The organism is Gemmata sp. SH-PL17 (assembly GCF_001610855.1).
Lineage (GTDB): Bacteria > Planctomycetota > Planctomycetia > Gemmatales > Gemmataceae > Gemmata > Gemmata massiliana.
This window is the reverse complement of the sequence record NZ_CP011271.1, coordinates 5765833-5780094: the sequence shown is the minus strand read 5'-3', so window position 1 is coordinate 5780094 and position 14262 is coordinate 5765833. Positions and strand designations below refer to the sequence as shown.

9 protein-coding genes and 1 riboswitch are annotated in these 14262 nt (G+C 65.4%); of the genes, 6 read left to right on the top strand and 3 right to left on the bottom strand.

The genetic code is table 11. The annotated features are described in order from the left end of the window. Window positions 1-7: 7 nt before the first annotated feature. From VT84_RS23870 to VT84_RS23855, 4 genes are all read left to right on the top strand, one after another. Window positions 8-1339, top strand: coding sequence for a DUF1552 domain-containing protein (locus tag VT84_RS23870; protein WP_204249634.1), 1332 nt, complete (start codon window positions 8-10; stop codon window positions 1337-1339). 209 nt (window positions 1340-1548) lie between these two features. Further along, window positions 1549-1908 (top strand): nucleoside 2-deoxyribosyltransferase domain-containing protein, encoded by a 360-nt coding sequence (locus VT84_RS39720; RefSeq protein ID WP_162271825.1) that lies wholly within the window; start codon window positions 1549-1551, stop codon window positions 1906-1908. 346 nt (window positions 1909-2254) lie between these two features. Continuing rightward, window positions 2255-3019, top strand: a complete 765-nt coding sequence (locus tag VT84_RS23860; RefSeq protein WP_052552805.1) for an SDR family NAD(P)-dependent oxidoreductase — start codon at window positions 2255-2257, stop codon at window positions 3017-3019. A 149-nt stretch (window positions 3020-3168) separates the two neighbouring features. Further along, window positions 3169-3591: a hypothetical protein gene (locus tag VT84_RS23855; protein ID WP_052552804.1), complete on the top strand. Its 423-nt coding sequence runs from the start codon at window positions 3169-3171 to the stop codon at window positions 3589-3591. Between the two features lie 213 nt (window positions 3592-3804). On the opposite strand, the gene ahcY is transcribed toward VT84_RS23855, so the two are convergent. The 3 genes from ahcY to VT84_RS23840 all read right to left on the bottom strand — a co-directional run bounded on the left by ahcY (window position 3805) and on the right by VT84_RS23840 (window position 7519). Beyond that, window positions 3805-5226 (bottom strand): adenosylhomocysteinase, encoded by a 1422-nt coding sequence (ahcY, locus tag VT84_RS23850; protein ID WP_082841246.1) that lies wholly within the window; start codon window positions 5224-5226, stop codon window positions 3805-3807. Between the two features lie 18 nt (window positions 5227-5244). Further along, a riboswitch (S-adenosyl-L-homocysteine riboswitch) is annotated at window positions 5245-5332 on the bottom strand. Window positions 5333-5877: 545 nt separating this feature from the next. Beyond that, complete coding sequence (locus VT84_RS23845) at window positions 5878-6348, bottom strand: DinB family protein (RefSeq protein WP_052552801.1); 471 nt, start codon at window positions 6346-6348, stop codon at window positions 5878-5880. Between the two features lie 10 nt (window positions 6349-6358). Further along, the gene (locus VT84_RS23840; RefSeq protein ID WP_082841245.1) at window positions 6359-7519 is read right to left on the bottom strand and encodes a hypothetical protein; all 1161 of its coding nucleotides are present in this window, start codon (window positions 7517-7519) and stop codon (window positions 6359-6361) included. 900 nt (window positions 7520-8419) lie between these two features. Between VT84_RS23840 and VT84_RS23835 the strand changes: the two genes are divergently transcribed. Both VT84_RS23835 and VT84_RS23830 read left to right on the top strand, forming a co-directional pair. Then, window positions 8420-12334, top strand: a complete 3915-nt coding sequence (locus VT84_RS23835; RefSeq protein WP_082841244.1) for a DUF2341 domain-containing protein — start codon at window positions 8420-8422, stop codon at window positions 12332-12334. Between the two features lie 51 nt (window positions 12335-12385). Continuing rightward, the gene (locus tag VT84_RS23830) at window positions 12386-14017 is read left to right on the top strand and encodes a hypothetical protein (protein ID WP_204249633.1); all 1632 of its coding nucleotides are present in this window, start codon (window positions 12386-12388) and stop codon (window positions 14015-14017) included. Window positions 14018-14262 lie beyond the last annotated feature (245 nt).

Here is a 14262-nt window from a genome sequence, read left to right as displayed (position 1 = left end):
GGACGACATGCCCGACGCTGCCGACCGCCCCTCAACCTCGCGCCGGACGTTTTTGCGTGGTGCCGGGGTTACGATGGCCCTGCCTTGGCTCGAATCGGTCCCGGTTTGGGGCCGCGCGCCCGAGGGCAATGCGTCCGTTACCCCGAAGCGCTTCGCGGCGCTGTTCATGGGGTGCGGGATCAGCCCCGACCACTGGTGGGCGAAGGGCGCCGGCGCGGACATGGAGCTGAGCAAGAGCCTGGAACCGCTGTCCAAGCTCAAGCACAAGTTGAACGTCGTCAACGGGTTGTTCAACAAGTCCGCGACGGGCGTCGGCATTCACCCCGGACAGACCGGCAACATTCTCTCCGGGGCCGCACTCCAGAAGGGCGCCGAGCTTCGCGGCGGGATCAGCGTCGATCAGGTGATCGCGAACCACTTCCGCGACCAGACCGAACAATCCAGTCTGGTACTCGGGTGCGAGCAGCCGACCACGGGCTACCACGAGACGAACTTCTCGATGGCGTACAGCTCGCACATCTCGTGGCAGTCGGCGACCTCGCCGGTGCCGATGGAAGCGTACCCGTCACTGGCGTTCGACAGCCTGTTCGACAACCGCGGCACGCGCCGCAACCAGAGTGTTTTGGACCGCGTGCGCTCTGAGGCGTCGGCACTCAGCGGGCAAGTGAGCGCCGACGATCGGGCGCGGCTCGACGAGTACCTGACCAGCGTTCGCGAGGTCGAAAAGCGAATCGAATCGGCCCGCGCACACAAGGACAAGGCCGACGGGCGGGCCAAAGATAGGGGGAAGCCCGTTGCGGGCATGAAGCGCCCGGACGACGGGTTGCCGGAGGACATCCGCGAGCACATGCGACTCATGTGCGACCTCATCGCCATCGGGTTCCAGACGGACAAAACTCGGGTCGCGTCGCTGCTCCTGTGCCGCGACATTTCGGGCCTGTTCTACCCGTTCCTCGGGGTGCGAGACGCCCACCACGGAGCGTCCCACAGCGACAAGTCCGAAGCCTACGAGAAGGTCACGCGGTTCTATGTGAGCCAGTTCGCCTACCTCGCCTCGAAGCTCGATGCGATGAAGGAAGGCGAATCGACGGTGCTGGACAACTCGTGCCTGTTGTTCGTCAACAGCATGTGGTCGGGCAGCGCGCACGACTCGAGCAAGGTGCCGCTCCTGTTGGCCGGCGGACTCGGCGGAACGCTCAAGACGGGCCGCGCGCTCGACTACCGCGATAAGGGCAACGCCAACCGCAAGTTGTGCAGCCTCTACCTGTCGCTGCTGGATCGCATGGGGGTGAAGGCCGACAAGTTCGGCGACGCAGACACGCGCCTCGCGGGTTTCTGACCCTTCAAGAATCGGCCCGAAGAACGTTTCTGTTCCTCGGGCCGGTTTCGAGCGAATCCACTCTTCCAAGTTCGTTTTCGTACCCGTCTTTTTGCAATCGAGCACGTTCGGCTTGTCACAATAACGGCCCGGCATCGCTAAGAACGGTATTGGGAGTGGTAAAATGGAACCCATTCTCAATCCACTGTGTTCGTTGCAAAGGGGCCGCCGTGGGCGCGGTGCTACTGCCACCAACTATTACTCCAATTGACGGTCCGCTCGTGTTTCTGGCGGGTCCGATCCAGGGTGCTCCGGACTGGCAATCGGAAGCGATCCGGTGGTTCGCGGAGCACGCACCGACGATCTCCGTTGCTTCCCCGCGGCGCCCCGGTCCCCGGATCAGCTCCGATTACGTTGCTCAGGTCGATTGGGAAACGCACCACTTGCGCCGGGCGGCCGGACACGGCGTGATTCTGTTCTGGTTAGCGTGCGAGGCGGTGAACGTGCCCGGCCGAGTTTACGCCCAGACCAGTCGGTTCGAGCTGGCCGATGGAAGGTGCGCCACGAGCGCGACGGAACACAGATTGTGATCGGCATTGAGGATGGGTTCAGCGGAGCGCGATACATCCGACACCGGCTCGGCCAGGATTGCCCTGGGGTACCAATAGTCCCCACGCTTCTAGGTGCGTGCGCCGCGGCAGCCGAACTCGTGCGTATCGCAACGGCGGCCTGAACCGCGGAGTTGTGTGGGGCGCGAATGTTGCGAAGGACGGGAGTTCTGCGTGGCTTTACGACCTGTAATTTTTGGCTAGCGCGGGTACCTGTGACTTCATTGTTTTCCCTCGGAGCGCGAGTTTGTGACACTTTTCACTTGCAGCGATTCCGGGCACTCTGATAAATTAACTGCACGCAATCTACACACACGGGGGAGCCATAGTGCCCACCAATCTCTTCGACCTCACGGGCCGTGTCGCGCTCGTGACGGGCGGAAATAAGGGGCTTGGTAAGGCGATGGCTCGCGGGCTTGCTGAGGCCGGGGCGGATATTGTCATCGCCAGCCGGAATGAGGACGAACTCAAGTCCGCGCTCGACGAAATCCTGGCGGGTACCGGGCGCCGCGGGGCGTACTGCGTAACGGACGTTTCTGTGCGCGAGGAGGTCAAAAATCTCGCCACATTTGCGATAGAGAAGATGGGGCGCGTCGACGTCCTCGTGAACAACGCGGGGATGAACGCCCCTCAAGCGATCGACGCCATCACCGACGACACGTGGGACCGTGTCCTGGAAGTCAATTTGAGTTCGGTGATGGCCCTCACGCGCGAACTGGTGCCGCAGATGAAGCAGCGGCGCTGGGGGCGGGTGGTTCATATTTCGTCGATCATGGGCCAGGTGTCCAAAGAGAAGCGGAACGTCTACTCCGCGACGAAAGCGGCTCTCATCGGAATGGCCCGCGCCAGTGCGCTCGATCTCGGCCCGCACGGGATCACGGTCAATTGCATAGCGCCTGGGCCGTTTATGACCGATATGCCTATGTCGGTGCTGTCCGAGCCAGAAAAACAAGCCTTTGCCGACCGCACGGCCCTGGGGCGCTGGGCACAACCCAGCGAACTCGTCGGACCCGTGCTCATGCTGTGCAGCGAGGCCGGGAGCTACGTCACCGGCCACACGCTCTTCGTGGACGGCGGGTACCTGGCCCGCTGAGTAACGTTGGGACAGAAACTTGATTCAGTCTCAACGGCGAGCTACTATTTCATTTGAGAACGTGACGCGATTCGTGCCGGTCCTCACCCACAGCCGATCGCGTAAGGTGTCGCTTTATGAATGCGTGCCCCACTCTCCCGAGTGCTACGATGGTGATGAAAAGCGTACACCACGACTGCATCGAAGAAGAGAACAAGTACCGCTGGCTGGAAAGCGAGAAGGCCGGGTACGACCTCGGTGAGGGGTGCGTTAAACGCTGGGTCAAAGACCACTGGATGGGCTACCTGCGGGCGCGGTGGGTCGAGCACCTTCAGGGCAAATGTTTTTGGATCGAACTCGCCGGCCGTGACTTCGGCCTCCTCCTCCGCGAGTTTCAAAATCAGACCGAACTACTCGACGTCATCCTGAATCAACTCAAGTCCGGCGCCGAAAACCTGGACGTGCTCAACTGGGCCATCGCCAATAACATTCCGACCGGCCCCGTCAGCGAAATTCTCGAAGCCCTCGACATCAACAGCAAGCGCCTCTCTCACCGGTTCGACGGATCTTCGCCGAGCACGTTCGCGGCCTGACGCCCCCAGAATTTTACTTTCGCACTTGTCTCTCGTTCGCTCTCATGCGAAACGAGTTCAGTTTCTATTGCCAGTCAGTTACGGCGCGAACCCCGCCCGCAAGGGCGGCGGGTGGGGTTTGTACCCAACACCCACCGCCCTTGCGGGCGGGGTTCACCTGAGAATCACACCCAACCGTACCCCGGAGGGTTGCGCGATTACGGCCGGTACCGATCAATACCGGTAGTGGTCGGACTTGTAGGGGCCGTCCTTCGAGACGTGGATGTAGGCCGCCTGCTCCGCGGTCAACTCGGTGAGCTGGACGTTCAGCTTCTTGAGCTGCAACCGGGCCACGTGCTCGTCCAGCTTCTTGGGCAGAACGTACACGCCGACGGGGTACTTGGCGTTGTGCAGCCAGAGTTCGATCTGCGCGAGGGTCTGGTTAGCGAAGGAGGAACTCATCACGTATGAGGGGTGACCGGTGCCGCAGCCCAGGTTCACCAGGCGCCCCTTGGCGAGCAGGATGATCCGCTTGCCGTCCGGGAAGATGACGTGATCGACCTGCGGCTTGATCTCTTCCCAGCGGTAGTCTTCGAGCGACGCCACGTCGATCTCGTTGTCGAAGTGGCCGATGTTGCAAACGATGGAGTTGTTCTTCATCGCCTTCATGTGGTCGTGCGTGATGACCCGGAAGTTGCCGGTGGTCGTCACGAAGATGTCGGCCTTGTCCGCGGCGTACTCCATCGTCACGACGCGGTACCCTTCCATCGCGGCCTGCAGCGCGCAGATGGGATCGATCTCGGTGACCCATACCTGGGCGGAGAGGGCACGCAGCGCTTGCGCTGACCCCTTGCCCACGTCCCCGTAGCCGGCGACGACGGCGATCTTGCCCGCGATCATCACGTCGGTGGCGCGCTTGATGCCGTCCACCAGCGACTCGCGGCAGCCGTACAGGTTGTCGAACTTGCTCTTGGTGACGCTGTCGTTGACGTTGATGGCGGGGAACTTCAGCTCACCGCGCTTGTGCATCTGGTAGAGGCGGTGGACGCCGGTGGTGGTTTCTTCCGTCACGCCCTTCACAGCGGCGAGGCACTTGGCGTACCAACCCGGCTGCGCCGCGATCCGCTTCTTGATGGCGGCGTAGAGGATGCGCTCTTCTTCGCTGGTCGGCTTGTCGAGAACGTGGATGTCCGCTTCGGCGCGGGCGCCGAGGTGCAGCAGCAGGGTCGCGTCGCCGCCGTCGTCGAGGATCATGTTCGTGAGGCCGCCGTCGGTCCACTCGAAGATCTTGTGGGTGTATTCCCAATATTCGGTAAGGGTTTCACCCTTGTAAGCGAACACGGGAATGCCGGCGGCGGCGATGGCGGCGGCGGCGTGATCCTGGGTCGAGAAGATGTTGCACGAGGCCCAGCGGACCTCGGCCCCGAGCGCCTTGAGCGTCTCGATCAGGACGGCCGTCTGAATGGTCATGTGGAGCGAGCCGGTGATGCGCGCGCCCTTGAGGGGCTGGCGCGCGGCGTACTCCTCGCGGATAGCCATGAGACCGGGCATTTCGGTCTCGGCGATGGCGATTTCGCGGCGGCCCCAGGGGGCGAGCGCGATGTCCGCGACGTGGTAATCGCTGAAAGTGGCAGGCTTTTGCGCAACAGTAGACACGTTCAAAGTCTCCTAAACGATGAACGGGCGCCGTTGCCGGTAATAATCCACCCCAACGAGCCTGGCAAGTACGCCCGTGCGTCCCGTTGCAGCGCCCCTCGAAGGAATGGTTGGATTCATCGACGTGAGGTAAAGCCCCGTCGAATGTTCATCTGTTAACTATATTCATAGAAGAACCAGTGGACCAGGGGCAAGGGTAACGGGGCCGAAATCCGGGCACTCAACACTCCCCGCGTACCCGTTTCAATACGCCGTCGTTTAACTGTTACCAGTTGGCAGCACAAGTTTGAAGCACGGCAGAAAATCACGTGTCTCAACAGAAGTGCGGTTTCTGCGTGCCCCTCGTTTCACCAGAAACTTAACCGTCAAATTTCGTAGTTCGTAACAGCGCGACACGCAGAATTACTCGGCCATTGAAAAAAGCCCGCACCACCCGAGCGAGCACAGAACTAAAAGGCCCTGGGTTCGACTGTCCCACAAGTGGGGTCAGCGAATACGACAAGTGGGGTCAGCGAATACGACCGGCAGTGGAGGTTGCTCGTCCACGTGACGGCGGGCGAGGGCACCGGTTTCTTCCCGTGACAACATCGGCTCGTGCCTCCGTAATCGAAATCGGGGCTGGGCACACCCGCCAAATTAGGTACTGGTTCGTTACACCGGCTTGCCGAGATTGGCCCGCTTACCGTGGATGAACGTGAGGTGCTCGTCGATGTGGGCGATGTAGTCCCCCACGAGCATGCCGAGCGTGACGGTCCCGCGCCGGTTGTGCTGGCCCGCCCGTGTGAACGCCGCGTCCGGCAGGCGCCGGAGCACCCGTGCCCACTGCCGGCGCCCCACTTCGAGCAGCGTGAGCGCGTCTTCCAGATCCTGATCGTGTGTGAAGAGGCGCGCGACGTAGGCCGTCTCGTCGGCGTAGAGCAGGGGCGGGTTGTCCTCGGTGACGATCCGCTTCATCCGGTCGATGCTGATCGCGTCGCTGTCCGCAATGTGGCTGACCACTTCCAAAATCGACCACGCGCCGGGACCGGGCCGCGCGGTTAGTTCCTCGCGGGTCAGCCCGGCGACCGCGGCGCGGAGCTTCGCGGGCGCGGATTCATACGCATCAATGAGGGCACGATCCATTGTGGTCCTTTCACTTGGGCATTCCGGCTTTGTCCAACCGCTCGATGAAGGACGGTTTCTTGCGGTGCTGTTCCCGCAATTCGCCGATGCGCCGGGCGAACTCGGGCATCGCGTCGGCCCGTTGCGCGAGGTCGCGGAGATCGGTAAGTAGTTGAACCGCGTGGTCGTACTGTTTGGGCAATTTCGTTCCGACCGCGGTTCCCGCTTCGCGCCAGAGGCTCGCTTCCTTCCCGACGAGCGTATCCAAGCGACGCGCGCGGGCTTCGGCCCGTTCGCGCGCCAGTCGCGATTCTTCGTGCGCCTTCTTCTCCGCGGCCCGTCGGCGGTTCTCCTCGGCGCCCCGTTCACGGGCCGCGAGCAGTTCCCCGACCGTGCGCCGAGCGCCCGGTGCCGGTGCGCCGCCGCGGGACTTCGCGCGGGCGGCATCGGCCCGGAACCGGCTCAGGAGGTCCACCGCCGCGGACGCGCCTTCGCCCGTGAGCAGTTGAACGAGCGCGGTGTTCTTTTCGCCCTCCGGTAACTCGGCGACCCAGGACGCGAGGTCCGCTACCGAGGGGCGGGTCGAAACTCGTGAAGCCGACGCGCGCGCGGCAATTTCGATGAGATCGGGATCGACGCGGAGGAACTCGGCGAAGTCCGTGAGGGCGGGGGAGAGCGTGCCGAGACCGGGCGGCACCGGCGGTTCGGTCGCGCCCCCGTCGATTTCGCCCGATTCGACGGCCGCCAGCCAGCCCAAATACAGGGCGCGCAGGTCGCCCGCCAGCAATTCGGCGCGAACGGGGAGCAGCGGGTCGAGCTGCCCCGCGCCCTCGGTCCAGCCGTAATCGTCTTCGGAGCGGGACACGAAATCCAGGATCACGTGCGTTCCCGTGGCCCACGCGCGCAATCCTTCCTCCGCGGTGTACGGCTCGACCGCGGAGAGCGGGAGCAACTGGACCGGTACCCGTAACATGAGCTGGCGCGTGCCCCAGTTCGCGACGTACAGGTGCGCGTCGAAATAGTTCTCCATCAGTTCGTCCGGATCGCCCCGGAAGTCGCCGTAGCTGTACTCGTTGGTGAAACTCGTGGGGGTGATCCGGGCGCGTGTGGAGAGCGCACGGAGCGCGGTCAGCGCGGACCGGTCCAGGGCGCGGTCGATCGCGCGGAACTCGTAATACTGGTACTCGCTCATGGTGCCGGTCGCTCGAACTCGGTGCCGATCTCATCGCGCGTGATGATACCCGGGGCGGTCCGCCGGGCAACTCGGCGAATTCCGGGACTATCGAAAGTTTCTAGTGGGTCAACCGGTCGGGATCGACGGGTAGAGGCGTTTGAGTTTGATGCGCGCGTCGGCGGTGGTGAACGGCCACCCGACCCGGCACGCGGGCGCGTTGCGAAGCTGTTCCCATGCGGCCACTCGGGTGAGGTACTCAATCCGGTGTGTGTCGGGCCGGGGCGCGCAACGGACACGGGTTTGGGCACGACTGCCGGTTAGATCCAGGGGAGCACTTCTGGATTACCTCGGCACTACTTTGCGATGCACGAGCGGCGTCGCCGGAGCACGGGGTGCGCAGGATGCACGAAATCGAGCGGGAATTGTGACTGCGGGCCGAGACGGGGACTGTGGTCACGTCCCGTTTCGGCCCGCAGTCACAATTCCCGCTCGATTTCCCTTCTGGCTCAAAATGGTCTTCGAGCCGCGCTCCCGGCACCGTTCACCGCTGATTCGTGAGCGCGTGCCCGATCCGACCGGTCTTCCGTCTCGTCTCGGATGGCAGCGGGAACGTGCAGGCGGACTCGACGCGAAAGTCGCCGCCCGGGCAAAAGCTGTGGCCCGACTTGCGCGACGCGGCACACGGGAGGATGCGGGCGTCGAGATCGGGCTCGCTCGATTGCCTCGCCGCCGCCGCTGCTTGCGGTACTCGCCGGGGCTCACACCGGGTTTGCGGCGAAAGCCCTCGTACAGTCGCTGGGCGGTGCCGATCCGGGCCACGAGGTGGATTCCCAGATTCGTTACCATTTTCCCCGGAACGATACTCCGGAGTGCGAGGATGGCGAGTACTATCCCGGTTACATCGCCCGAGGTGCCCGCATGACTCGCCGTCAAATTTTCGCCGTCGCGGCCCTCGCCGCTCTGTCGGTTCCCGCCGGAGCGACGGACGTGCCCGTGAAGGTGTTCGTGCTCGCCGGGCAGTCGAACATGGAAGGGCACGGGTTCATCGTCGCCGACCCGAAGCGGAACGAGGGCAAGGGCAGCCTGGAGTACGTGGCCAAGCAGCCCGGCACCGCCGCCAAGTTCGGGCACCTGCTCGGCGAGGGCGGCACGTGGACCGTCCGGGACGACGTGTGGGTCCACTACCTCGACCGCAAGGGGAAACTCACCGCCGGGTTCGGGGCGAAGGAGGACCGCATCGGCCCGGAACTCGGGTTCGGCCACGTGATCGGCGGCGCTTACGAGGAGCCCGTCCTGCTCATCAAGCTGGCGTGGGGCGGGAAGAGCCTGGCCGTGGACTTCCGCCCGCCGAGTTCGGGCGGGGCGGTCGGGCCGTACTACAAGGAGATCGTGGCCCGCACAAAGGCGGTGCTGAAGGACCTGAAAAAGGAGTTCCCGGAGCTGGGCGACCGCGGGTACGAACTGGCCGGGTTCGGCTGGCACCAGGGGTGGAACGACCGCGTGAACCAGGCCTTCAACGACGAGTACGAGAAGAATCTGGCCCACTTCGTCCGCGATATCCGCAAGGATCTGGGGGTGAAGGAGCTACCGTTCGTGATCGCCGAGACCGGCATGAGCGGCCCGGAGGAGAAGCACCCGCGGGCGCTGTCGCTCATGAAGGCACAGGCGGCGGTGGCCGAGTACCCGGAGTTCAAAGGGAACGTCGCGTTCGTCGGCACCAAGGCGTTCTGGCGGGCCGAAGACGTCTCCCCCAGCAACCAGGGCTACCACTGGAACACCAACGCCGAGACGTACTACCTGATCGGCGAGGCGATGGGCCACGCCATGAAGAAACTGTGCGCGCCGCCGCCCGCCGCCAAGAACCCCCTCAGCGGTTGGAAGTACTCGGGAACGCTCACGCTGTTGACCACACCGGACGGGGCGAACCTCCCCCCGACGGCCGTCGTGACGGATTTTCCCGTGCTCGTCCGGCTGCACCGCGACTGGTTCGACTTCACCCAGGCGCGCCCCGATGGCGCCGACGTGCGGTTCACCACCACCGAGGGCGCGCGGTTGGCCCACCAGGTCGAGGAATGGGACGTGAAAGCCGGCACCGCGAGCGTGTGGGTGCGGGTGCCCAGCATCAAGGGCAACTCGCGGCAACCGCTCCGGATGTATTGGGGCAAGGCGGACGCCGCGAGCGAGTCGGACGGTCCGGCGGTGTTCGCCGCGTCGAACGGCTACCTGAGCGTGTGGCACATGGGTGAGACGGTCGGCGACGACGCAGGTACGCTGGTCACGAAGGATCTGGGCACGACCCCGGCGAAGGGGGTCATCGGGGGCGCCCGGCACTTCGACGGGAACGCCCGCGTCACGTGCGGCGACACGATCACGAACTATCCGACCGGGGACGACCCGCACACCACCGAGGTCTGGTTCCGGCCCGAGACGTGTAACACGACGCTCATCGGCTGGGGCAACGAGAAACCGCAGGGTAAGGTAGTGATGCAGTTCCGCGGCCCGCCGCACGTCCGCATGGACTGCTGGTTCTCCGGGGCCAACGTCGAATCCGCCGGGCCGATGAATCTGAACGAATGGGTCCACGTCGCGCACGTCTGCAGGCGCGGGGATTCTCGTCTGTACGTGAACGGCGTGCTGGCGGGGGTGTCCGCCAGAAAGGACGCGCCGCTGAAGATCACCGGTCCCGCCGGGCTGTGGATCGGCAACTGGCACGACCAGTCCCGGTTCAAGGGGGACCTGGACGAGGTGCGGGTCTCGCGGGTGGCGCGCTCGGCCGACTGGGTGCGGCTGCAGTACGAGAACCAGAAGCCGATGCAGACCCTCGTGGGGCCGCTCGTGAGTGCGGGAACGGAGTTCTCGGTCGGGGCACAGAGTTCAACGGTCCGGGAGGGCGGGAGCGTCCGCGTGACCGCGCGGGCGGGCGGGGCACAGAAGCTGTACTGGTCGGTGGTGCGGGGCGACCGGGAGGAGGTTCTCGCGGTCGATCGCTCCGCCGTCGAGTTCGCGCCCGGCCGCGTGACCGGGGACACGGCGGTGAAGCTGCGGTTCCGGGCCGTGTTCCCGAACGAGGTCAAGGTCCGCGACACCGACCTGACCGTCCAAGAGGCCATCCCCGACCCGGAGTTCGCCCTGCAAATCCCGGCCGCGTGGGACGGGCGAAAGGAACTCGTCCTTGAACCCGAGATCACGAACCTCGCCGCTCTGAAGGCGGCCGGCGGCGGGGCGGCGGACGTGCGGGTGGAATGGTCCGCGGGGCCGCTCGCCGTGATCCAGGAAACCGTGGCCGGGAAGCTGCGCCTGCTCCGGGCGCAGAACAGCGGCCCCCTCACGGTCACGGCCACGCTCAGCAACGGCGGGCGGGCCGTCACCCGGTCCGCAACGATCGCCGTCAAAGAACCGGCAACCGATGCGTGGGTCCAGCGCGCCCCGGAGCCCGACGAGAAGCCCGAGGAGGGCCAGTTCTACGCCCGGGACGACCGCAACGAGGGCACGCTCCACTACCGCGGCACGCTGGACAAACCCGCGGACGAAGTGTTCCTGAAGGTGTACTGCGACGACAAACCGTTCGCGACCGAGACCGGCAAGCCGGGCCGGGACCGGAGCTACGCGCTCGCGGCGAAACTGAAACCGGGGTTGGTGAAGTACCGTGTCGAATTCGGCACGCGGAGCCGTGGCACGGACACCGTGCTGCACAAGGTCGGGGATCTCGTGTGCGGCGACGCCTACCTGATCGAGGGCCAGTCGAACGCGGAGGCGCTCGACCTACCCGGGGGGACGCCCCGGGAGACCAGCCCGTGGGTTCGCACGTATGGCGGCCCCCTGGGGCGCGACACGGACGGCGCGGGGTGGGTGCGCGAGCGCACGAAACGGGCGGGCGGCAAGGCACCGAATCTGTGGGCCCCGGCCGCCTGGAAGTCCAAGCCGCCCGAGCACGAGGCGTTCGTCGGCTGGTGGGGGATGCAACTGGCCAGGCGGCTGGTCGAGAGCCAACAGGTGCCCGTGTGCATCATCAACGGCGCACTCGGCGGCACGCGCATCGACGAGCACCAGCGCAACCCGGCCGACCCCGCCGACCTCTCGACGATTTACGGCCGCTGGCTCTGGCGGGTGCAACGGGCGAAGCTCACCCACGGGGTCCGCGCGGTCATCTGGCACCAGGGCGAGAACGACCAACCGGCCGACGGCCCGTCGGGGGAGTACGGGTGGAAGAACTACCACCGCTACTTCGTCGAAATGGCCGCCGGGTGGAAGCGGGATCTCCCGAACGTCCGGCACTACTACGCCTTCCAGATCTGGCCGGACTCGTGCGCGATGGGCGGGAGGGACGGCGCGGGCGACCGCTTGCGCGAGCAACAGCGCACCCTCCCGGACCGGTTCTCCAACCTGAGCATCCTGTCCACGCTCGGCATCCGTCCGGGGGGCGGCTGCCACTTCCCAAGGGAGGGGTACGACGAGTTCGCCCGGTTGCTGCAACCGCTCATCGAGCGCGACGTGTACGGGAAGAAACCGACCAGGTCCATCACGCCGCCGAACTTGAAGCGGGTCGCCTTTGCCAACGCCGAGCGGGACACTCTGACGCTCGAATTCGACCAGCCCGTCGTCTGGAAGGAAAAGCTCGCCGGCCAGTTTTACCTCGACGGGGCGAAGGACCAGATCGCTAGCGGCCGTGTTGAGGGCTCGACCCTCACGGTGAAATTGAAGTCCCCTTCCGCCGCAAAAAGTATCACCTACCTGAAGGAACGGGCGTGGAGCCCGGACGCCTTGCTCGTTGGGGAAAACGGCATCGCCGCCCTGACCTTCTGCGAGGTGCCCGTCTCGCCCCAGAGCCGCTAGCGGCGGACGCACCGCCGTACACGCGCCCCCGACAACCGAAGAGGATGTCACATGAATCGTTCGACGCTCCGCCCACTGACGACGGCCTGCCTGATCGTGCTGAGTTCCGCCGGGGCCGCGACCGCGGCCGACCCGGCACCGCAGCGCGCGGAGATGGCCGGCTACCTGCTCGTGCCGCACGGCCGGGTGGACGCGAAGTACAACGCCGGCTTCTCGATGTACGTGGCGGCGTGGCCGCTGCTGAAGAACTACCCCGGCCAGGACTTTCAGAGCGGGCTGTTCGGCACCTGGATGTTCGCCCAGTACGACGGCAAGAAGCCGGAGAAGGCGTACTCGGACATCGAGGGCGGCCTCGGCTGGTGGCGGGACACCCGCTTCGCCACCGAGACGCCGAAGTTCATCATGGGCGGGGTGGCGCTCGAGTTCAGTGAGTGGGCGAACGGCCCCGGCGCGGGCAAGGGCCGCGACTGGCAGAAGCCCGCCGGCAAGTACGCCGTCGCCCAACTCAGCCCGTGGGTGCTCTGGCCGCCGGACGGGTTGAACCTGAAGCCGGGCACGAACGGCGAACTGCTCGGGTACGGCTACCTGCCGCTGCCGCTGACGCCGGCCAAGAAGACCACCGCCGGGAAGGACGTGCCGACCGGGAACCAGTGCTGGACCCTGTTTCTGAACACGGGCAACTTTAAGGGGCCGGTCACGTTCTTCGTGCCGTATTTTTGGTCCAAGCCGACCGTCGAGAAGCCCGATCTGGGCGGGCTGTTCCTCGACACGCGCCCGTCCGATCCGAACAAGGCCGTCCAGATGGAGACGCAACACGTCCCGGCGTACATCGCCCGGGACGCGAAGGGCACCAGTTACGCTCGCGTCGCACCCACCCAGTTCCCGGTCAGCGCCGGTACGGACGCGCCCCTGATTCACCGCATCACGGCCTACAACAAGTCGGCGCTGTGGGACGGCGTGCAGGCGTGGTTCGCCGGCGGCAAGGAGGTGTCGGGCGCCATCGACCCGAAGGCCGCAGCGGTTCAAACCTTCGAGAGCAAGGGCGGGGCGACTTGGCGGATCTACCCGCCGAACAAGGAGCGAGACAGCCGCGCGCAGGTGGCCTGGAGTTCGTTCGCCACGCCCACCGCACTCGACGAAACTACCTACGGGTACAAGTGGTCGGACGCCGTAACGAAGGGCGATGCGCGCGTCACCCTGCCCGAGTACTACCGCCTCGAGAAGGACAAGAACGACAAGGAGCGGTGGGTGGTCGTGAGCGCGAAGGACGTGCCGGTCGAAACCGGACTAACTAAGGTCGAGTTCCCCCGTCGTCGCACCGCCGAGCCGCAACCCTACGTCACGCCCGACGAGGCCGGCAGCAGTTGGAAGAAGCCGGGGCCGGCGGCCGGACCGTTCGAGGCGAAACTCGGCGACGGCAGCGTGGTCACGTACTACTGGTACCGATTCGCCAATCAGCCTGCGGTGCTGAACGCCGACCTGACCGAAGCCGAGCGAGAGGCGCTCCAGAAGCGCGTCGAGTTGCTGCACAAGAACTGGACGAAGGACCGCGAGTACCTCCCGCCGCCGACCGTCGGCAAGGTGGCCGACCTCGACCCGGCCGCTCTCGTCACCCCACCAAAAGGCTTGGAAATCGGGTACGTGCCGATCGTCACCCGCCAGGCCAAAGCCGGGGAGAAGTGAGCTTCGCGCCGCTACCTGTTCGCCGTCGCCACTCTGATCCCGTTGGCCGGCACCGCGTCCGGCCAGAAGGCGCCCGACGTGAACCTGAAGCCGGACGACACACCCGGAGCCGCCGGCAAGCCCGTCAAGGTGTTCATCCTGATGGGCCAGTCGAACATGGTCGTCACGGCGACATCGGTTCGGAGGCGGCCAAGGGGTCTCTGACGTAGCTGAGGCGCCGGTCGGGTACATGGCGACCAGCCCAT

Excerpts from the sequence above, each read along its gene's own strand:
- VT84_RS23855 (WP_052552804.1), top strand. The coding sequence starts at position 3,169 with ATGGTGATGAAAAGCGTACACCACGACTGCATCGAAGAAGAGAACAAG.
- VT84_RS23830 (WP_204249633.1), top strand. The coding sequence starts at position 12,386 with ATGAATCGTTCGACGCTCCGCCCACTGACGACGGCCTGCCTGATCGTG.
- VT84_RS23840 (WP_082841245.1), bottom strand. The coding sequence starts at position 7,519 with ATGAGCGAGTACCAGTATTACGAGTTCCGCGCGATCGACCGCGCCCTG.
- VT84_RS23845 (WP_052552801.1), bottom strand. The coding sequence starts at position 6,348 with ATGGATCGTGCCCTCATTGATGCGTATGAATCCGCGCCCGCGAAGCTC.
- VT84_RS23835 (WP_082841244.1), top strand. The coding sequence starts at position 8,420 with ATGACTCGCCGTCAAATTTTCGCCGTCGCGGCCCTCGCCGCTCTGTCG.
- VT84_RS23870 (WP_204249634.1), top strand. The coding sequence starts at position 8 with ATGCCCGACGCTGCCGACCGCCCCTCAACCTCGCGCCGGACGTTTTTG.